The following is an 18,211-nucleotide window of genomic DNA, read 5'->3' as shown; positions in this document are numbered from 1 at the left end:
TTTTCAGCTCTCCAACCGCCAGAACGGCGACACCGGCCCGACCCCGCCACCCAGCGGATAAGCCGCGGCCACCGACTGCACGATGAACTCCTTGCCGAACCGCACGGCTTCCGGCACCGAAGCACCGCGAGACAACGCCGCGCTGATCGAAGAAGCCAGCGTGTCACCGCTGCCATGCGTGTTCTCGGTGTCGTAACGAGGACCGGGCAACTCGATGAACGAGCGACCGTCGTAGAGCAGGTCGAGGCACTCCGGGTCGTCCCACATGTGGCCGCCCTTCACCAGCACCCACTGAGGCCCCAAGGCGTGCAACGCCTCCGCCGCCACCCGCTGGTCCGCCCGATCCTTCACCGCGATGCCGGTGATCAGCCGCACCTCGTCGAGGTTCGGCGTCACCAGCGTGGCGCGCGGGAGGAGCAGGCCCCGCAACGCATCGAGGGCGTTGTCGGCCAGCAGTGGGTTGCCGTGCATGGACGCCGACACCGGGTCGACGACGAACGGCACACCACCGGAACCGATGCCCACGCGGTCGAGAACGGGGACGATCGCCTCGATGATCGCCGCCGACGCGAGCATGCCGGTCTTCGCAGCCTGCACGCCGATGTCCAGCACCACGGACTCGATCTGGGCGGCGACGACGTCAGCAGGAATTTCGGAGACTCCCGTGACGCCCAAGGAGTTCTGGACCGTCACGGCCGTCAGAGCGACGCAGCCGTGCACTCCGCACGCGAAGAGCGTGCGGAGGTCGGCCTGGATGCCCGCACCACCGCCGGAATCGCTTCCGGCGATGGTGAGGACCCTGGGAGGTGCGACGGTCACGAGGTCTCCACGACCGGGAGGTAGACCTTGTTGCCCGTGTCGGCGAACTCGCCGGACTTCTCCGCCATGCCGGCCTCGATGGCCTCCACAGTGGACAGTCCGCGTTCCTCGGCGTAGCGCCGCACGTCCTGCGTGATCTTCATGGAGCAGAACTTCGGCCCGCACATCGAGCAGAAGTGCGCCGTCTTCGCCGGTTCCGCGGGGAGCGTCTCGTCGTGGAACGAGCGCGCGGTGTCCGGGTCGAGCGACAGGTTGAACTGGTCCTCCCAGCGGAACTCGAAGCGCGCCTTGGACAACGCGTCGTCCCAGTCCTGGACGCCGGGATGGCCCTTGGCGAGGTCCGCGGAGTGCGCCGCGATCTTGTACGTGATCACGCCGGTCTTCACGTCGTCCCGGTTCGGCAGGCCGAGGTGTTCCTTCGGCGTGACGTAGCAGAGCATCGCGGTGCCGAGCCAGCCGATCTGCGCCGCGCCGATCGCGGACGTGATGTGGTCGTACGCCGGCGCGATGTCCGTGGCCAGTGGGCCGAGGGTGTAGAACGGCGCCTCGCCGCACCACTCCTCTTCTAGCCGGACGTTCTCGGCGATCTTGTGCATCGGCACGTGGCCGGGGCCCTCGATCATGACCTGGACGTCGCGAGCGCGGGCGATGTGCGTGAGTTCGCCCAGCGTCCGCAGTTCGGCGAACTGGGCCTCGTCGTTGGCGTCCGCGATGGAACCCGGCCGCAGCCCGTCACCGAGCGAGAACGTGATGTCGTAGGTGCGCAGGATGTCGCAGAGCTCCTCGAAGTGCGTGTAGAGGAAGCTCTCCTTGTGGTGCGCGAGGCACCATCCGGCCATGATCGCCCCGCCGCGCGAGACGATGCCGGTGACGCGCTTGGCCGTCATCGGCACGTACCGCAGCAGCACGCCCGCGTGCACGGTCATGTAGTCGACGCCCTGCTCGGCCTGCTCGATCACGGTGTCGCGGTAGATCTCCCACGACAGCGCGGCCGGATCGCCGTTGACCTTCTCCAGCGCCTGGTAGATCGGCACGGTGCCGATCGGCACGGGCGAGTTGCGCAGGATCCACTCGCGCGTCTCGTGGATCCGCTTGCCGGTGGAGAGATCCATGATCGTGTCGGCACCCCAGCGGGAGGCCCACACCATCTTGTCGACCTCGTCCTCGATCGACGACGACACCGCGGAGTTGCCGATGTTGGCGTTGATCTTCACGAGGAACTTCTTGCCGATGATCATCGGCTCGGCCTCGGGGTGCTTGCGGTTCAACGGAATGACCGCACGCCCGATGGCCACCTCGTTGCGCACGAACTCCGCGTCGAGGTTCTCGCGCACCGCGATGTAGCGCATCTCCGGGGTGATGATCCCGGCCTTCGCGTACGCGAGCTGGCTGACAGCTCCGTTGATCGGTTCCCGTGCGGCGATCCACTCCGACCTCAGGTCGGGCAGTCCACTGTGGACGTCGATGGTCGCGTTCTCGTCGGTATACGGACCGGAAGTGTCGTACAGATCGACATGGTCGCCGTTGGTCAGTTCCACCCTGCGGAAAGGCACACCATCGCGGTACACCTTGCGCGAGCCCGAGATCGGGCCCGTGGTCACACTGGGCTTGACCGAACGGTCCTCAAGTGCCGTCACGACATTCCTCCCTACGCCGGCATTACCCGGTCAGGTTCAGGCGGTCGGTGACACCGGCACTACGGCCAGTCACCCTCTCAGCCCGCTTCTGGCGCGAGCTCCCGCGTTGTGTTGAGTTGTCGAGAACCGACCATAGTCAGCGCGCGCCGCTACTGCCAAGGCCGCGTTTTGCCCCTAATCTCTTCACGTGGCTGATCACCAGCCGTTCCCGCCCGGCGCGCGACGCGGCCAGCGTCCCGCCGTGGTCTCGGCATGCCCGTCCTGCGGTGAGCTCGCCGGTCGCGGTTACCCCGACTGCGGCTTCTGCGCGGAGCTGCTCGACCAGTTCTGGCTCGCTGACTGGGAAGCGCTGCGGACGTCGTCGCAGCTCGCCGACCGGGAACTCGCCGAGCTGGTGACCTCGGCCGACGTCGGGCAGCACCCGTGGACGTGCGTGGACTGGGCGATGACGTTGCTGGCGTGCTCGCGCTGCGGTGCCGAACTCGGCACCGGGCCCGTCGAGTGCGTGCGCTGCGCCGTCACCGAGGAACGCCGCTGGAGCTGGGACCACTCGGCCCACCCGTACACGATGAGCGCCAACGAACACCTGCTGCGCGTGGCCCGTGCCGCGCTCAGGGCACCCCACCGGCGGCGTCCGGCCGTCGTGCAGGCCTGGCAGCTGGTGCTGCCGTTCCTGATCGCCGGTGAGGTGATCGAGTTCGGCCGGTTGGACCGGATCCGCGCGCACGTGCTCGCAGGTGGCTACGCGTCGATGGCCGCCTGCCACACGTTCGCCGAGCTGGAGGGCCTCCCCGAGCTGTTCTGGCGGCGGGGAGGCGACGCGATCTCAACGCGGGTCGAGTACCAGCCGGATTCCGAGCGCCAGCAGCACGCCGCCCGACAGCTTCTCCAGCGCGGGACGGACGCGCGGCCTGCTCAGCCAGCCGCGGATGGTGTGCAGGATCGACACGATGATCAGGTACCAGACGGTGTCGATCAGGACCCAGCCGACGGCGAGGAAGAGCAGAACCCCCTGGCCGGCCTCCCCGGCAGGCACGAACTGCGGTAGGAACGAGATCGCGAACACGCCGAGCTTCGGGTTGGCGAGGTTCACGATCAGGCCGCTGCGGAACGCGTGGCTCGCGGGCGGCGGTTCGGCCAGCGGCATCGTCTTGCCGATCAGGGCCTTCACGCCCAGGTAGATCAGGAAGACCGCGCCGATGATCCGCAGGCCGTGGTAGGCGATCTCGGACGCCGTGAGCAGGACGCTGAGCCCGAGAGCGGCCGCGATCGCCCAGCACGCGACGCCGACCTCCATGCCGAACACCGTCGCCAGCGCGGCCTTCCGCCCGTGCACCGACTGTCGCAGGACCATGGCCGTGCCAGGTCCGGGCGACAGTGCGATGAGGAACGAGGCCGCGACGAACGCGACGATGTTTTCGAGTGGCATGCCTCTGATGGTCGCTGGTCGCCGCAATTCATTTTTTGTTGAAAGCGGTCGGCCTTGACCTGGAGCGCGCTCCAGGATGTTCGGTGAGCGCATGACAGTGGAACTGGGGAAGTTGGGGTTCGGCACGTGGGCCATGGGCGGCCCGATGACGTTCCAGGGGCAGCCGGTCGGCTGGGGGCCTGCGGACGACGAGGAGTCGCTGAAGGCGTTGCGGCGGGCCCACGACCTGGGCGTCCGGTTGATCGACACCGCGGACGTCTACGGCTGCGGGCACTCGGAGACGCTGGTGGGGCAAGCGTTTGCGGGCGTGCGCGACGAGGTCGTGATCGCGACCAAGTGGGGCGACGAGTTCGACCCGGCGAAGCGTGAGCTGACCGGGTACAACGGAACCGTCGAGTACCTGCGCCGCGCCGTCGAGGGGTCGTTGCGGCGGCTGGGCACCGACTACGTCGACCTGTACCAGTTGCACCTCGGCGACCTCGGGTTCGACGAGGCGGCGGTGCTGCGCGACGAGTGCGAGGCGCTGGTCGCGGCGGGCAAGATCCGGGCGTACGGGTGGAGCACCGACGACCCGGAGCGGGCGCGGTTCTTCTGCGAGGGAGAGCACGGGATCGCCGCGCAGGCGGACGTCAACGTGCTGTTCGACAACCCCGAGATGTACGCGGGGGAGTACGCGGTGCTGTGCCGCCGGCCGCTCGCGATGGGGCTGCTGGCGCGGGACGAGTTCGCGGAGCTGCCTGCCGACGACGTGCGCGCGTCAGATCCGGCGTGGCTGCTCTTCTTCGAGAACGGCAGGCCGACGCCGCACTACTTCAAGGCGCGGGAGGCCGTGCGCGACGTGCTGACGTCGGGCGGGCGGACGCTGGTGCAGGGCGCGCTGGCGTGGTTCTGGGCGCGTTCTCCCCGCCTGGTGCCGATTCCGGGCGTCCGGACGGTGGCTCAGGTCGAGGAGAACGCGGGCGCGCTGGCGTTCGGTGCGTTGAGCGAGGAGGAATTGGCGCAGGTGGAGTCGGTGCTCCGCCCTTAGGGCCTGTGTCGAAGTCCGAGCCGCGATAGCCGGGCCTGAGACCGCCACGAACCACCTCAGGCCCGACTCTCATCGGCCCGGACTTCAACACAGGCCCTAGTCCTCGTCCTCGAAGTTCGCGGGGTCGGCCGGGTCCCAGGAGTTGCCCGGCCCGCCCCACTCGTTGTCGCGCAGCATCCGCTTCGACTCCTTCTTGTACCGGCCGACGAGGCGGTCGATGTACAGGAAGCCGTTGAGGTGGTCCGTCTCGTGCTGGAGGCAGCGCGCGAAGAAGCCGGTGCCCTCGACCTCGAACGGCTGCCCGTCGAGGTCCTGGCCGGTCACCTTCGCCCAGTGGGCGCGTCCGGTCGGGTACGCCTCGCCGGGCACGCTCAGGCAGCCCTCGAAGTCGTCGTCCGGATCCGGCATGGTCTCCGGGATGCCGTCGGTCTCCAGCACGGGGTTGCAGATGGCTCCGCGGTGCTGGACGCCCTCGTCGTCGGGGCAGTCGTAGACGAAAACCCGCAGGTCGATGCCGATCTGGTTGGCCGCGAGCCCGACTCCGCGAGCGGCTGCCATCGTCTCGAACATGGCGTCGGCGAGGGTCTTCAGCTCGGTGTCGAACTCGGTGACCTCGCGCGTCGGGTGGTGGAGCACGGGGTCGCCTGCGATGCGGATGCGATGGACGGCCATGGTCAGACCATAAGCGGTCCAAAACTGTCGGTGTCGCGCGGTAGGTTGGAACGATCACGTGATTGAATTGCCCGCACCTGAGATGGTGTGGCGACCGTGGGGAGCCAGATGGATCACACCGAGACGCTCACCTCCGCTGACGGCCTGACCAGCCGCGAACGCACCATGCTCGCGTTCGAGCGCCAGTGGTGGAAGTACTCGGGATCCAAGGAACAGGCCATCAGGGAACTGTTCGACATGTCAGCGACCCGCTACTACCAGCTGCTCAACGCGCTCGTGGAATCCGAAGCCGCCCTGGCCGCCGATCCGATGCTGATCAAGCGGTTGCGAGGCGTCCGGACAGGCCGTCAGAGGGTTCGCGCACGCGCCAGGAGCACCGAGGACTGATGACCTCCCCCGAGTCCGCAAGCCCGTCCCGTCCCGCCAAGGCAGCAGGCTTCGCCCTGCTCGGAGTCGCAGCCGTCGCGCTGGTGATCGGCGTCATCTCGCTGTTCGGCGGGGGCTCCGAGGACACCCCGCCGGCCGCCGAGGGCACGTCCACCGCGCCGCCCGCGCAGACGACCAGCGTCGCCTCCGAGCAGCCGCCCGCCTCGACACCGTCGTCCGCCCCGCCCGGAACCACGACGGGCTCGCCGACCGTCCCGGCGACCACGACACCGCCTCCGCCGGTGACGCAGCCGGGGGCGACCAAGGCCCCGGTCCGGGTCTACAACAACTCGACGATCACCGGCCTCGCGTCCAAGGCCTCCGACGAGGTCCGCGGCAACGGCTGGACGGTCGCGGAGACCGGCAACTACTCGGCCGGCACGATCCCGACCACCACGGTCTACTACCGCCCCGGCACCGAGGAAGAAGCCTCCGCCAAGGAGCTCGCCGCGGCGTTGCGGGCGCGCGTCGAGCCCCGGTTCGACGGCATCCAGTCGGCGGCGGCCGGGATCATCCTGATCGTCACGAACGACTACCAGGGCCCGGCCAAGAACAAGTAGCGGGTGGGGGTGGCGGCGCCACCCCCACGCTCAGCGGTTCTGCGCGTAGGCCGCCAGCCCGGCCAGCTGCACCGGGTCCAGCGACGGCCGCACCACGTCCCGTGCCTTCGCCAGGTGCGCCTGCGTCACCTCGGCCGCGTCCAGCGACTCGCGCATGGCCGTCAGCGCCGCCTCGCGGATGAGCGCCGCGCAGTCCGCCGCCGAGTACATGTCCAACTCGCCGGCGAGCGTCGCCAGATCGACGTCCCCGGCCAGCGGCGTGTTCCGCGACGAGGCCTTCAGGATCTCCGTGCGCGCCTCGGCGTCGGGCGGCGGCACGTAGATGATCCGCTCCAGCCGTCCAGGTCGCAGCAACGCCGGGTCGATCAGCTCGGGCCGGTTGGTCGCCGCGATCACCACGACGTCCCGCAACGGTTCCACGCCGTCGAGTTCGGTGAGCAGCGCGGCCACGACCCGGTCGGCCACCCCGGAGTCCGACGACTGCCCGCGTCGCGGTGCCAGCGCGTCCACCTCGTCCAGGAACACCAGCGCGGGCGCGGCGTCCGCGGCCCGCCGGAAGAGCTCGCGCACGGCCCGTTCCGACTCGCCGACGAACTTGTCCATCAGCTCGGCACCCTTGACGGTCAGCACGTTGAGCTGCCCGGAACCCGCCAGCGCCCGCACGAGGAACGTCTTGCCGCACCCCGGCGGCCCGTAGAGGAGCAGCCCGCGCGGGGGTTCCACGCCCAGCCGGGCGAAGGAGTCCGGGTACCGCAACGGCCACAGCGCGGCCTCGGTCAACGCCTGCTTGACCTCGGTCATGTCCCCGACGTCCTCGAGCGTCAACCCTCCAGTTTGGACGGTGTCCGACGCCGACATGGAAATCGGCCGCACCGTGCCCAAAGCGGCCAGCAGATCTTCCTGCCCGACCCGGGGTTCGGCCACGTCACGCTGCCGCAACGCCGCCCGGACCGCGGCTTCCCGCCGCAACGCACACAGGTCCGCCGCCACGAAGCCAGGCGTGCGCGCCGCCACCTCGCCGAAGTCCACATCGGACTCCAGCGGCACGTCCCTGAGCAGCACGCGCAGCAGCTCGGTGCGCCCGGCCGCGTCCGGCAACGGCAGCGCCAACTCGCGGTCCACCAGGTCAGGCGCCCGCAACCGGGCGTCCACCGACTCGGCCCGCGCCGACGTGACCACCAGAGCCAGGTTGGGCCGCGAGATCGCGGTGCGCAGGATGTCCAGCACCACCGTCGCCACCGGCGGAGGCGCCGTGGGCAGCAGTGCGTCGATGTCCGTGAGCAGCAGAACCGTCGGCTTCTCCGGAACGCCGGCGATCGTGTCCGCGAGCTGCTTGGCCATCGCGCCGGGCTCCAGCACCGCGATGCTCGGCGCGGCCAGCTCCACCACCGCGGCGTCCACCGAGCGGGCCACCGCCCGCACCAGCGTCGCCTTGCCCACGCCCTCCGGCCCGCTGACCATGGCCGCGAGGCGAGCCGACGCACCCAGCTTCGTCAACAGCTCGGGCTGCCGGAACATCAGCTCCAGCCACTCCGTCAACCGCCGCGCCTGCTCGCGCTGCCCCACCAGGTCCGCCACCGGCAACGCCTCGTGCTTCTCCTGCACCACCACCGGCGTCACCTCGGCGGCGGGAGCCGAAGCCGACCGCCACCCCACGACGCTCGACGGCTGCACCGCCACCGGCCCCGCCGGATCGGTCGAGGTGATGGTGATCAGCTCGTTCGTCCACGTCATCCCGATGGCGTTGGACAACTTCCGCCGCGTCTCGGACACGTTCGCACCGGGCGGCGGCGCGAGGTCCTGCGGCAACAACGACACGTTGTCGCCCACGGTGATGACCTTGCCGGTCAACGCCATCCGCACGTGCTCGGGCGTCAACGCCGTGGTCGCCAGCCGAGACCCGGCCACGGTGATCGACCGCGCACCCGCCACCTGCACCGGCGCCACCACGATCTCCGACCCCTCGACCACACCGAGGTTCGTGAGCGTGACGTCGTCCACCAGCACCACCCCCGGCGGCTGCTCACCGGCAGCGGCCAGCGCGGCACTCACGCGGGCGCCGGTCAGCTTCACGGCGTCCCACGCACGCAACCCCAAGGCGTCGAGCACCTCGGGGTGGAGGCGGACGACACCGCGCCGGGTGTCCAGTGCGGACGGGGACAGGCGAGCCGTCAGCGTGATCACGCCGCCGACTCTAGTTCGTTCGCGTCCCTAGGATGCGGACGTGAGTGATCCTGGGGAGATTCCTGTTTCGCCGGACGGCAACCCGATGACCAAGGTCGTCTTCGATCTCGACCAGGACGACGAGGGCTGGCCGCCGGTCGGGTCGGAACGCCTGTGGGGCGAGAAGACGGGCAAGGCAGAGCTGCGGCTGCTGAACACGCCGTTCTTCGTGCGCGGCATCGCGTTCGGCGATCGGATCAGGATCAGGCCGGACCACGAGCGCCGTGAGTTCCTGTTCGACGGCGTGGTGGCCGAGTCCGACCACTCGACCGTCCGCATCGTATTCGTCCGCGGTGACGACGGCAGGGAGGCTGTCGAGAGCAGGTTGCGCGACGCCGGGTGCGACATCGGCACGCTGAGCCAGTTCCCGAACCTGATCGCCGTCAACGTCCCGCCCACCGCCGACTACGGGGAGCTGCGTGCGTGGCTGTCGGCGCAGGCCGGGGTCGTCGAGTTCGAGGAGGGCGCGATCTCGGCCCTGCACCGCGGCCGGCCGGCGTGAACCGGCCCGCGCGGGTGCAGTCCTTCGGTGGCATCTGATGGCGATGATCGCCCACGCCCGGCAGCGGCCGGCCTGAACAAAGGCTTCCGGATTTGTCAGACCCCCCGATTACTGTGGAGCAGGACCGGGCCTGGGGGCTCGGCGCCACAAGACCTGGGGGTCGATGTTCATGCGCCACAAACCGGCGCGCGGCTTTCGCATGGCCGCGTTCGTTCTCTCGCTGGCCGTCACGGCCGGGTTCGCGGCACCCGTCGCGCACGCCGAAGCCTCGCCACCCGCGCCTCGGGTGACGTCGCAGCAGTACCCGCCGACGCATCCCACTGGCGGTGTCGGGGTCGCGGGCTCGTTCGAGCTGGACGCGGACTACGACGTGCTGAGCTACGTCTACTCCTTCTCCAGCGACAGCGGGTTCCTCGACAAGGAGGTCCTCGCCGACGCCGAGGGCAGGGCGACGATCCGGTGGACGCCGCGCGTCGCCGGTCAGCACCGGTTGACGGTCAGCGCGAAGACCGGTGAGGGCTACTCGCAGGTGTCGCAGTACGAGTTCCAGGTGCTCCCCGGCGGGCGTCCCGCCGCGCACTGGTCGTTGGACGGCACGCTGACGGACTCCACCGGGGCCCACGTCCTCACGCCGAACGGGAACCCGGGCCTCGTCACGGCCGGCTACTCGGGCGGGGGTCTCGTGCTGAACGACGCGCAGGACCACCTCAGCGGCCCGTCGCCGGTGGACACCTCGGGCAACTTCACGCTGTCGGCGTGGACGAAGGCAGGTGCCGGCGACATCAGCCGCGCCGTCCTCGCCGCAGCGGACAGCACCGGTCTCAGCGCCGGTCTGTACTACGACGCCGCGGTCCGGCGCTGGGCGTTCGGCATGGCGACCCCGGACGGAACCGGCCTCCGGGTGGCTCACTCCCGTGCCGACGCGCAGGCCGACACCTGGACGCACCTGGCCGGCACCTACGAGGTCACCACCGGGACGCTCACCTTCTACGTCGACGGCGTCGTGCAGGGCGAGCTCACCGGGGTCGAGGGCCGGGCGGCGTCGCAGCTGCTGGTGGGCCGGCACCGGTGGAACGGCGTGGACGTCGGCGGCGCCCCCGGCGCGGTCGACGAGATCAGGGTCTACCCCCGGACGGCGAACGCGGCCGAGGTCGGGGCGCTGGCCAAGCAGGTCGGTCTGCGCGCCCACTACAGGTTCGCCGAAGGCACCGGTGCCGCGAGTCAGGACGACGCCACCGGCGCGGTCGCGACGCTGAACGGCAACACGGCGTGGGAGTCCGACGGCGACAACACCTCGTTGCTGCTCAACGGACCTGACCAGGACGGCGAGGCGTACGTCTCCGCTCCGGCACCGGGGATCCGCACTGACCGCTCCTTCTCGCTCTCCGCCTGGGCGAGGCTGGATCTCGACGCGCGCGACGGCAAGGACCGCACGGTCGCGAGCCTGGTGCACAACGGCACCTCGCTCCTCGAACTCCGGTACGGCGGCGCCTCGAAGCAGTGGGAGTTCGTGGTCGACGGCGTCGTCGTGACGACCCAGTACCGCGCGGAACTCCAGGAGTGGACGTACCTGACGGCCGTCCACGACAAGAACAACGCCCAGCTCCGGCTGTACTTCAACGGCCTCTACGTCACGAGCGCGCCGTTCACCGGCGGCTCGGCGGAGACGGGTGCAGGTCTGGAACTCGGCCGCTCGGCCACCACCCCGGCGGGCTCGTTCTGGAAGGGCGGGCTCGACGACGTGCGCGCCTACACCGGCGTGCTCACGCAGGAGCAGATCCTGGCGCAGGCCGTGCGCATCTGATGGCGATGAACGCGCGGGACAAAGGCATCTGGCTCGAATTCGTTCATGCGGAGAAGGCCTGCTCTCCTGGTGATGAGGACGGCCGACGTGCCTGAGCTGTTGGAGCTCGCCAACGCCGGGCACGGCCTGATCGGGGAGGTGCGCAGATGCGCTGCCGTCCGACCCGGACATCCGCGAAGTGGACGAGGACTTCGGCTACCTGTGCGGGATTGACCGCAAACGCCGAAGGGCCGGACATGGTCGACATGTCCGGCCCTTCGGCTTCAGAACTGGATCAGCGCTTCGGCTGACGCCGCAACCCCAGCTGGCGCCACGACCGCCGCCGCCCGTTCGCCGAAGGCGTTGCGCCTTCAGCCGCGGCAGCAGTGGAAGCGTCACGCCGTGGCCGACGCACGGCACGCATGGCCGCACCAGCGACACGACCGCTCAACGGCTGCCGCAGCCCGAGCCTCCGCGCCGCCACCCCGTGCGCCCGCTTGATCGCACGCCGGTCCGCCCCGGTGACGGTCCACGCCTCCGGGTGCTTCGACAGCCACATGTAGCGCCGCACCGAGTACGGCAGGTGCGCCAGGTACACGACCATCGCGACGATCAACGCCACCAACGGGTACGTGATCACGGCAGCGGCCAGCAGACCCACGGCGACCAGCAACGGCGCGACCGCGCGCGGCGGCACCTTCACCGTCTTCACCGACAGCGTGGGAATCCGCGACACCAGCAGCATCGCCACCAGCACGGTCCACGCCGCCACGACGTAGGAGTTGTTCCACCACCCGTCGGAACGGACCTGCTCCTCGATGATCAGAGGCAGCAGCAGCAACAAGCCACCGGCGGGCGCCGGCACGCCCACGAAGAACTCCTTCGCGAACGGCGGCTGTTCCTTCTCCAGCAACGTGTTGAAGCGGGCGAGGCGGACGACCATGCAGACCGCGAAGATCAGCGCGATGACCCAGCCGGCGCGGTTGCCCTCGAACTTCCAGAGGTAGATCGCGAGGGCGGGCGCGACGCCGAACGAGATCGCGTCGGCCAGCGAGTCGAGCTCCGCGCCCATCTTCGACGTCGCGTCCAGCAGGCGGGCGATGCGGCCGTCGAGGCCGTCGAACACGGCTGCCGCCGCGATCGCGGTGATGGCCGCGCCCCACATGCCGACGTTCGCGAAGTGCACTGCGGACAGGCCCGAGCACATGGCCAGGACCGTGATCGCGTTCGGCAGCAGGCGAACGCCGGGCCCGCTGGGTGCCACTTACGCCTCCGGGAGTTCGGCGAGAACGGTCTCGCCGCCGATGGTGCGCTGGCCGGCCTCGACCAGGACGCGGCTGCCGCGCGGCACGTAGAGGTCGACGCGCGAGCCGAAGCGGATCAGGCCGTAGGTCTGGCCCGCGGTGACCTTCTCGCCCTCGGCGACCTCGCACACGATGCGGCGCGCGACCAGGCCGGCGATCTGCACGACGACGAGGTCGTGGCCGTCGACGGTGCGCAGCCACACGGTGTTGCGCTCGTTCTCCTCGGACGCCTTGTCGAGGTCGGCCGAGAGGAACTTGCCGGGGTGGTACGAGACCTGGACGACCTCGCCGTCGGCGGGCACGCGCTGCACGTGCACGTCGAAGACGGAGAGGAACACGCTGATGCGCGTCATCGGCTGCGAGCCGAGGCCGAGCTCGGCGGGCGGGACGGCGTCGACGACGTGCGAGACCGTGCCGTCGGCCGGGGCCACGGCGAGGTTCGGACGGGTCGGCGTCACGCGCTTCGGCTCGCGGAAGAACCACGCCACCCACGCCGTGACCAGCGCGAGGACGACGCCCAGGCGCTTGAAGCGCAGCCGGACGAGGAGGGTCGCGATCGCCGCGGCGGCGACGAACGGGCGCCCCGCCGGGTGCATCGGCGGCACCATGCCGCGCGCGAGTTCGAGGAAGTGGGAGACGGGCTTCTCGCTGCTCATCGTGTCTGTGGGTTCCGTAGGTTCGGGGGGGTGTCGGGCGTCATCACGCTACGGCAACGGCCCAAACCGCCCATCGGGACTGTCCGGAAAGACAAGTGGCCGGTAGGCCCGTGCATCCCCCGACGAATGCACGGGCCGACCGGCACCTGCGGGCAGTGTAATCCCCGTCACATGGCGTTAACAATGTCGTTGGGTGAGCGTTCCGTCACAGTCCGTCCACTCCGAGAGACCGCAATCTCACCCGCAGCTCGGCGACCCGATTAGCGTCACGCACGGCGGGTTCGACGAGGTCGTCCGGATAGACCGCAGCTCCGTCGGCCGTTCGCAGCAGGAACAGTCCGCCCCAGTTGAGTTCCAGTGTCGCGCGGTTAGCGGTGACGAGCTGGTCAGCCACCATGCAGCCGAGGAGTTCCGTCACGGCCTCGACGGCCGCCTCGTGCGCCTGTTCGGACGTCAGCGAGCCGTCCACGGGCCGTCCGGTGATGTCGTGCAACCGGGCCTGCTCCAGCCCCCGCAGCACGTCCGGCAGGGTGTCGCCGATCTTGCTGACCCGTCCGGCGTGCCGCAGGGCGTCCGCCTTCCAGCGCACCAGCGCGGGCCCGGCCAGCGGGGCGAGCTCGGCCCAGGTGATCGGCGGTCCGGACACCCCGACGAGGTCCGCGACCGGTGTCCCGGCCAGCAACGTGTGCGCGGGCCGTTCGTCGACGGCCTCCGCCACCAGCGACAACGCCCCCGTCGTTCGCATGGCGGCGACCCGTTCGCGGACCGGCGGGTGGCTGTCGAAGACCGAAGTCGGCTCCAGCTCCGCCATCAACGGCTCCAGCTCGCGCAACTGGTGCACGCGCCGCGGGTGGTCGAGGTACGAGCGGAAGCCCTCGACCAGCGGTGGGGTGCGGTCCGCGTGCGCCGCGAGCGAGACGTACCAGGTCAGGTAGTCGCTCCAGGCCTCGGTGACCGGCCCGATCCGCAGCATCGCCCGCGCCGCCGCCTCCCGCCCGGCCGCCGCGACCGCGACCTCGTCGGCGAACAGCTCGTGCTTGCGGCTCTCCGGCGCGGCCACCAGCGCGTACAGGCGGGCCCACGCGTAGAGGACGCCGGTCGTGTCGAACCGCTCGGTCGTGAGCCGGAGCGTGAGCGTCGCGCGGTAGGTGAGGGCGGAGAGCTTGGTGTGCCCGCCGCTGTAGTGGCCGAGTTCGTGCGCCAGCACCGACCGCAGCTCACCGATGCTCATCCCGGCCACGAACGGCAGCCCGAGCGACATGTACCGCGCTCCGCCGTGCTCCCACACGCTCGCGTTCGGCTCGCTGATCAACCGGATGTCGTCCGGACCGGGGGTGCCCGCGATCCGCGCCAGCTCGTCGACGTGCCACCACAGCTCGGGGTGCGCCTCACGGGTCAGCGGGACGCCGCTGGGCCGCGGGGTCACGAAGATCGCGATCCCCATCGCCACCAGCGGCGGACCGCCCAGCGCGAGCGCCATCAGGGCCAGCGCGCCGCCGGTGACGATCTCGCCCTGCTCGAACTGGGTGTACGACAGCGCGCCCAGGGTGGCCAGCAACCCCAGCGCGAGCACGAAGAACCCCGCCAGCAGTGCCAGCGCGAGTGCCGCTCTCATGACTTGCTTCCCCCAGAACGTCCGGAACTACTGCAGGTATCGCACGGTGACCTCGGCGCCCGCCGCCAGCTCGGTGACGTCCTGCGGCACCTCGATCAGGCAGTTCGACAGCGCGAGCGCCGACAGCAGGTGCGAGCCGGGCCCGCCGACGGGCGTCACGACCTCCCCGGACGACGGGTCGTGCAGCCCGCGCCGGAACTGCGTCTTGCCCGCGGGCGACGTCAGCCCGGTCGTGATGCGCGCACGCGCCGTGCGGCGTTCCGGATCCCGGTGCCCCATGGACGCCATCAGCGCCGGACGCACGAACACCTCGAACGACACCTGCGCGCTCACCGGGTTGCCCGGCAGCGACAGCACCGGCACGCCCTCGTAGCGGCCGGAACCCTGCGGCCCGCCCGGCTGCATGGCGACCTTGGTGAACTGCACGTCGTGGCTTGCGAGGGCGTCCTTGACCACCTCGTACGCGCCCGCGCTGACCCCGCCGGACGTGATGATCGCGTCCACCGCGCCGACGTACGGCTTCAGCGCGGCGTGGAACGCCTCCACGTCGTCCGGCACGAACCGCAGCTGGATCGCCTCGCAGCCCGCGTCGCGCACCGAGGAGGCGAGCATCATGCCGTTCGACTCGTAGATCTGGCCCGGCAGCAGCGGCTGTCCCGGCGCGACCAGCTCGGAGCCCGTCGACAGGACCAGCACGCGCGGGCGGCGGCGGACGGGCAGTTCGGGCAGGCCCAGCGCCGAGGCGAGACCGAGCGTGGACGGGCGCAGCACGGTGCCCGCGACCAGCACCGGGTCGCCCTTCTGCACGTCGTCGCCGCCGACCCGGATGTTCTGGCCGGGCTCGACGGGGCGGTTGATCGTGACGGTCTCGGTGCCGCCGTCGGTCCACTCGACCTGCACGACGGCGTCGGCGCCGGGCGGGACCGGTGCGCCGGTCATGATCCGCTGCACGGTGCCGGGGATCAGCGGCGTCAGCTCGGTGCGGCCTGCGGGAATGTCGTCGGTGACGGCGAGCCGGGTCGGTTCGTCCCGGTTCAGATCGGCGGCCCGGACCGCGTACCCGTCCATCGCGGAGTTGTCGAACGGCGGCAGGGCGAGCGGCGCGATCACGTCGGCGGCGAGCACCAGCCCGAGGCACTCCTCGAGCGGGAGCAGCGACTCGGGCATCAGGCCGACGAGGCCGGCGACGCGCTGACGGTGTTCGGCGACAGAGGTGGGGGACACGACTGCATACTGCCAACGTCGCGCCGTTCGCGAGCGCCGCATTGCCCGCAATCCCCACCGGAGGTGTTGTTCGTGCAGGTCCGGACCAGGCACACACCGACGTTCGGCGTGGCGAGACTCGTCCTCGCACCCGGCGAGGCGGTGCTGGTCGACCCGTTGACCATCGCGGCCACGAGCTACGGGCTCGCGGTCGAGGTGAAGGGCGCGGGCGCCGTCGCCGTCGCGCTGGCCACCGCCGGTGCGGAGGGCGGCTGGCTCGACGCGGCCCCCGTGCTGCCCGGTGACCTGCACCAGGTCGAGCTCGACGGCGCGCACGGCTGGTGCCTCGCCCGGCACAGCTGGATCGCGCAGAGCAGCACGGTCGCGATGAACCCGGACGCGCCGCCCATGCAGGCCATCTTCGGCGGTGCCGAGGGGTTCATGAACTACGCGCACGGCCAGGGCGTCGTCGTCCTCGCCTGTTGCGGCGCGCTCGACCTCGTGACGTTGGAGGCCGGCGAAGCGGTGACCATCAGCAGCGATCACGTCGTCGCGTTCGCCGACACGCTGCAATGCCGGCTGCGGCCGTCGGTACCCGATGGCGTGCAATCCATTCAGACGGGCGAGGGCCTGGTGTTCGACTTCGCAGGTCCCGGTGCCGTGCTCACCCAGACGCGCGGTCCCCGCAGACTCACCACCTGGTTGCGCGCCAACGGAGTCAGCCCCCGTTCATGACTCCGTAAGGAGGTATCCGAGTGAGTTTTCTTCTTTTAGCGTTGCGTTCTGCGCTTTGCGTGAGATGCGTGATCTGAAGGAGGACGTCTTGGCTCTCGGTACCGTCAAGTGGTTCAACTCCGAAAAGGGATACGGCTTCATCGCAACCGATGGCGGGCCCGACGTGTTCGTGCACTACTCGGCGATCCAGATGGAAGGCTTCCGGACGCTCTCTGAAGGCGACCGGGTGGAGTTCGAGGTGCAGGCCGGGCGGGACGGGCGCAGCCAGGCGTCGGACGTGCGCCGAGCCGGTTAGGCGCCGGTTGGACGTCGCTCTGATCACGGCTTCGGCGAACCCGGAGCAAGCCGATCTCGGCGGACGTTAGGCTGCCTCGCGTGTCGGAGGACCTGAGCGGACGGCGAATCGCGCATTACCGGATCGACGGAGTGCTCGGCCGCGGTGGCATGAGCGTGACGTACCGGGCCACGGACGTGAGGCTGGGCCGGAAAGTCGCGCTCAAGGTCATCGGTGAGCATCTCGCGCCCGACGCGGAGTTCCGCGAGCGGTTCGTCGACGAGGCGCGCAACACCTCCGCGATCGACCACGCCAACATCGTGCCGCTGTACGACTTCGACGAGGTCGACGGCCTGCTCTACATCGCGATGCGGCTGGTGGACGGCCAGGACCTGGCCGGGCACATCAAGTCGGGACCGCTCACGCCCGCGCGCACGTTGACGCTGCTCGCCCAGGTGGCCGAAGCGCTCGACATGCTGCACGGCAAGGGCCTCGTGCACCTCGACGTGAAGCCGGCGAACGTGCTGGTGACCGAGAAGGAGGGCGTGCGCGAGCACGTCTACGTCGCCGACTTCGGCCTGACCCGCCGCGGCGCCACCGGCCACCGCACCCGAACGGGTGATTTCCTCGGCTCGCCGACCTATGCGGCGCCGGAACACCTGCGCGGCGAGCCCGTCGACGGCCGCACCGACCAGTACGCGCTCGCGTGCATGCTCTTCGCCTGCCTGACCGGGCGCCCGCCGTTCCAGGGCGGCGTGCAGGAGGTCATCGCCGGTCACCTCGGCAGCGTCGTGCCGGCGTTGTCGCAGCTCGTGGCGTTGCCGCCGGCCATCGACGACGTGATCCGCAAGGGCACCTCGAAGGACCCGGCGCAGCGGTACGCGAACTGCGCCGAGCTGATCGCCGCCGCGCGCGTCGCTCTCGTCGGGGTCGCGCAGGGCTCGGCTCCCGCTCAGGTCGGGCCGCAGTCCGGCTCGTTCCCCGCTCAGGGCTCACCGGTGTCCGGGCCGATGCCCGTGCAGCAGCAGGGGCCGTACCAGGGTGGCGGCGGCTACCAGCAGCCGTTGCAGGACCCGGTCCGGCTGCGCCCGCCGAACCAGGTGGGCGTGAGCGCGTTCACGTCCTCGTCCAAGAAGGAGCGCCCGGCCTGGTTCGCGCCGGTCATCGCGGCCGCGGTGGCGATCGTGGTGATCATCATCGTGGTGGTGATCCTCTCGCCTGGTGACGAGCCCGCCCGGCAGCCCAAGACGAGCTCCGCTCCGTCGCTGAACATCGGGGACGACCCGACCTCGAACAAGCCCCTGCCGACCTCTGTGCCGGTCCGCACCTCACGCTGAGTTCGCTTG

17 protein-coding genes and 1 riboswitch are annotated in these 18,211 nt (G+C 70.3%); of the genes, 8 read left to right on the top strand and 9 right to left on the bottom strand.

The genetic code is table 11. The features are described from left to right. Window positions 1-3: 3 nt before the first annotated feature. The 3 genes from thiD to JNUCC0626_RS30570 all read right to left on the bottom strand — a co-directional run bounded on the left by thiD (window position 4) and on the right by JNUCC0626_RS30570 (window position 3,885). Complete coding sequence (gene thiD / locus JNUCC0626_RS30580; protein WP_394614194.1) at window positions 4-819, bottom strand: bifunctional hydroxymethylpyrimidine kinase/phosphomethylpyrimidine kinase; 816 nt, start codon at window positions 817-819, stop codon at window positions 4-6. Next, complete coding sequence (thiC, locus tag JNUCC0626_RS30575; protein WP_394614193.1) at window positions 816-2,456, bottom strand: phosphomethylpyrimidine synthase ThiC; 1,641 nt, start codon at window positions 2,454-2,456, stop codon at window positions 816-818. Before thiC ends, thiD begins: the two co-directional genes overlap by 4 nt. Then, window positions 2,446-2,571, bottom strand: a riboswitch (TPP riboswitch). Its footprint overlaps the gene before it by 11 nt. Before the next feature lie 711 nt (window positions 2,572-3,282). Then, window positions 3,283-3,885 carry a LysE family translocator gene (locus tag JNUCC0626_RS30570; RefSeq protein WP_394614192.1) on the bottom strand — a complete coding sequence of 201 codons (603 nt, stop codon included), beginning with the start codon at window positions 3,883-3,885 and terminating at the stop codon, window positions 3,283-3,285. Window positions 3,886-3,976: 91 nt separating this feature from the next. Between JNUCC0626_RS30570 and JNUCC0626_RS30565 the strand changes: the two genes are divergently transcribed. Then, entirely contained in the window at window positions 3,977-4,912 is a 936-nt protein-coding gene (locus JNUCC0626_RS30565; RefSeq protein WP_394614191.1) for an aldo/keto reductase, read from the top strand. A 96-nt stretch (window positions 4,913-5,008) separates the two neighbouring features. Here the strand turns inward: JNUCC0626_RS30565 and JNUCC0626_RS30560 are convergent, their stop codons facing one another. Beyond that, window positions 5,009-5,584, bottom strand: a complete 576-nt coding sequence (locus JNUCC0626_RS30560; RefSeq protein WP_394614190.1) for a peptide deformylase — start codon at window positions 5,582-5,584, stop codon at window positions 5,009-5,011. A 108-nt stretch (window positions 5,585-5,692) separates the two neighbouring features. Here JNUCC0626_RS30560 and JNUCC0626_RS30555 point away from each other — a divergent pair, with 108 nt between their 5' ends. After that, window positions 5,693-5,971: a DUF3263 domain-containing protein gene (locus JNUCC0626_RS30555; protein WP_382442815.1), complete on the top strand. Its 279-nt coding sequence runs from the start codon at window positions 5,693-5,695 to the stop codon at window positions 5,969-5,971. Further along, complete coding sequence (locus tag JNUCC0626_RS30550) at window positions 5,971-6,570, top strand: LytR C-terminal domain-containing protein (RefSeq protein WP_394614189.1); 600 nt, start codon at window positions 5,971-5,973, stop codon at window positions 6,568-6,570. The genes JNUCC0626_RS30555 and JNUCC0626_RS30550 overlap by 1 nt, the downstream gene beginning before the upstream one ends. A 30-nt stretch (window positions 6,571-6,600) precedes the next feature. On the opposite strand, the gene JNUCC0626_RS30545 is transcribed toward JNUCC0626_RS30550, so the two are convergent. Continuing rightward, window positions 6,601-8,754, bottom strand: coding sequence for an AAA family ATPase (locus JNUCC0626_RS30545; protein WP_394614188.1), 2,154 nt, complete (start codon window positions 8,752-8,754; stop codon window positions 6,601-6,603). Between the two features lie 40 nt (window positions 8,755-8,794). Between JNUCC0626_RS30545 and JNUCC0626_RS30540 the strand changes: the two genes are divergently transcribed. Together JNUCC0626_RS30540 and JNUCC0626_RS30535 are read left to right on the top strand one after the other, a co-directional pair. Beyond that, window positions 8,795-9,295: a DUF4265 domain-containing protein gene (locus JNUCC0626_RS30540; RefSeq protein ID WP_394614187.1), complete on the top strand. Its 501-nt coding sequence runs from the start codon at window positions 8,795-8,797 to the stop codon at window positions 9,293-9,295. A gap of 169 nt (window positions 9,296-9,464) precedes the next feature. After that, window positions 9,465-11,099, top strand: coding sequence for a LamG domain-containing protein (locus JNUCC0626_RS30535; protein WP_394614186.1), 1,635 nt, complete (start codon window positions 9,465-9,467; stop codon window positions 11,097-11,099). A gap of 274 nt (window positions 11,100-11,373) precedes the next feature. Here JNUCC0626_RS30535 and pssA read toward each other — a convergent pair whose 3' ends face one another. The 4 genes from pssA to moeA all read right to left on the bottom strand — a co-directional run bounded on the left by pssA (window position 11,374) and on the right by moeA (window position 15,877). Next, the gene (gene pssA, locus JNUCC0626_RS30530) at window positions 11,374-12,342 is read right to left on the bottom strand and encodes a CDP-diacylglycerol--serine O-phosphatidyltransferase (protein WP_394614185.1); all 969 of its coding nucleotides are present in this window, start codon (window positions 12,340-12,342) and stop codon (window positions 11,374-11,376) included. Continuing rightward, window positions 12,343-13,038: a phosphatidylserine decarboxylase gene (locus tag JNUCC0626_RS30525; RefSeq protein ID WP_394614184.1), complete on the bottom strand. Its 696-nt coding sequence runs from the start codon at window positions 13,036-13,038 to the stop codon at window positions 12,343-12,345. Window positions 13,039-13,243: 205 nt separating this feature from the next. Then, window positions 13,244-14,653 (bottom strand): M48 family metalloprotease, encoded by a 1,410-nt coding sequence (locus JNUCC0626_RS30520; protein ID WP_394614183.1) that lies wholly within the window; start codon window positions 14,651-14,653, stop codon window positions 13,244-13,246. 27 nt (window positions 14,654-14,680) lie between these two features. Continuing rightward, window positions 14,681-15,877: a molybdopterin molybdotransferase MoeA gene (moeA, locus tag JNUCC0626_RS30515; RefSeq protein WP_394614182.1), complete on the bottom strand. Its 1,197-nt coding sequence runs from the start codon at window positions 15,875-15,877 to the stop codon at window positions 14,681-14,683. Between the two features lie 72 nt (window positions 15,878-15,949). Between moeA and JNUCC0626_RS30510 the strand changes: the two genes are divergently transcribed. From JNUCC0626_RS30510 to JNUCC0626_RS30500, 3 genes are all read left to right on the top strand, one after another. Further along, window positions 15,950-16,591: an AIM24 family protein gene (locus JNUCC0626_RS30510; protein ID WP_394614181.1), complete on the top strand. Its 642-nt coding sequence runs from the start codon at window positions 15,950-15,952 to the stop codon at window positions 16,589-16,591. An 88-nt stretch (window positions 16,592-16,679) separates the two neighbouring features. Beyond that, window positions 16,680-16,886, top strand: coding sequence for a cold-shock protein (locus JNUCC0626_RS30505; RefSeq protein WP_030470913.1), 207 nt, complete (start codon window positions 16,680-16,682; stop codon window positions 16,884-16,886). A gap of 80 nt (window positions 16,887-16,966) precedes the next feature. After that, window positions 16,967-18,202 (top strand): serine/threonine-protein kinase, encoded by a 1,236-nt coding sequence (locus JNUCC0626_RS30500; protein WP_394614180.1) that lies wholly within the window; start codon window positions 16,967-16,969, stop codon window positions 18,200-18,202. Window positions 18,203-18,211: the final 9 nt, after the last annotated feature.

Source organism: Lentzea sp. JNUCC 0626 (assembly GCF_043632865.1).
GTDB lineage: Bacteria > Actinomycetota > Actinomycetes > Mycobacteriales > Pseudonocardiaceae > Lentzea.
Note: the sequence above shows the minus strand (reverse complement) of the source record. Positions and strands in the feature narration are given on the sequence as shown.

Excerpts from the sequence above, each read along its gene's own strand:
- JNUCC0626_RS30570 (WP_394614192.1), bottom strand. The coding sequence starts at position 3,885 with ATGCCACTCGAAAACATCGTCGCGTTCGTCGCGGCCTCGTTCCTCATC.
- JNUCC0626_RS30565 (WP_394614191.1), top strand. The coding sequence starts at position 3,977 with ATGACAGTGGAACTGGGGAAGTTGGGGTTCGGCACGTGGGCCATGGGC.
- JNUCC0626_RS30560 (WP_394614190.1), bottom strand. The coding sequence starts at position 5,584 with ATGGCCGTCCATCGCATCCGCATCGCAGGCGACCCCGTGCTCCACCAC.
- JNUCC0626_RS30555 (WP_382442815.1), top strand. The coding sequence starts at position 5,693 with ATGGATCACACCGAGACGCTCACCTCCGCTGACGGCCTGACCAGCCGC.
- JNUCC0626_RS30550 (WP_394614189.1), top strand. The coding sequence starts at position 5,971 with ATGACCTCCCCCGAGTCCGCAAGCCCGTCCCGTCCCGCCAAGGCAGCA.
- JNUCC0626_RS30535 (WP_394614186.1), top strand. The coding sequence starts at position 9,465 with ATGCGCCACAAACCGGCGCGCGGCTTTCGCATGGCCGCGTTCGTTCTC.
- JNUCC0626_RS30525 (WP_394614184.1), bottom strand. The coding sequence starts at position 13,038 with ATGAGCAGCGAGAAGCCCGTCTCCCACTTCCTCGAACTCGCGCGCGGC.
- JNUCC0626_RS30520 (WP_394614183.1), bottom strand. The coding sequence starts at position 14,653 with ATGAGAGCGGCACTCGCGCTGGCACTGCTGGCGGGGTTCTTCGTGCTC.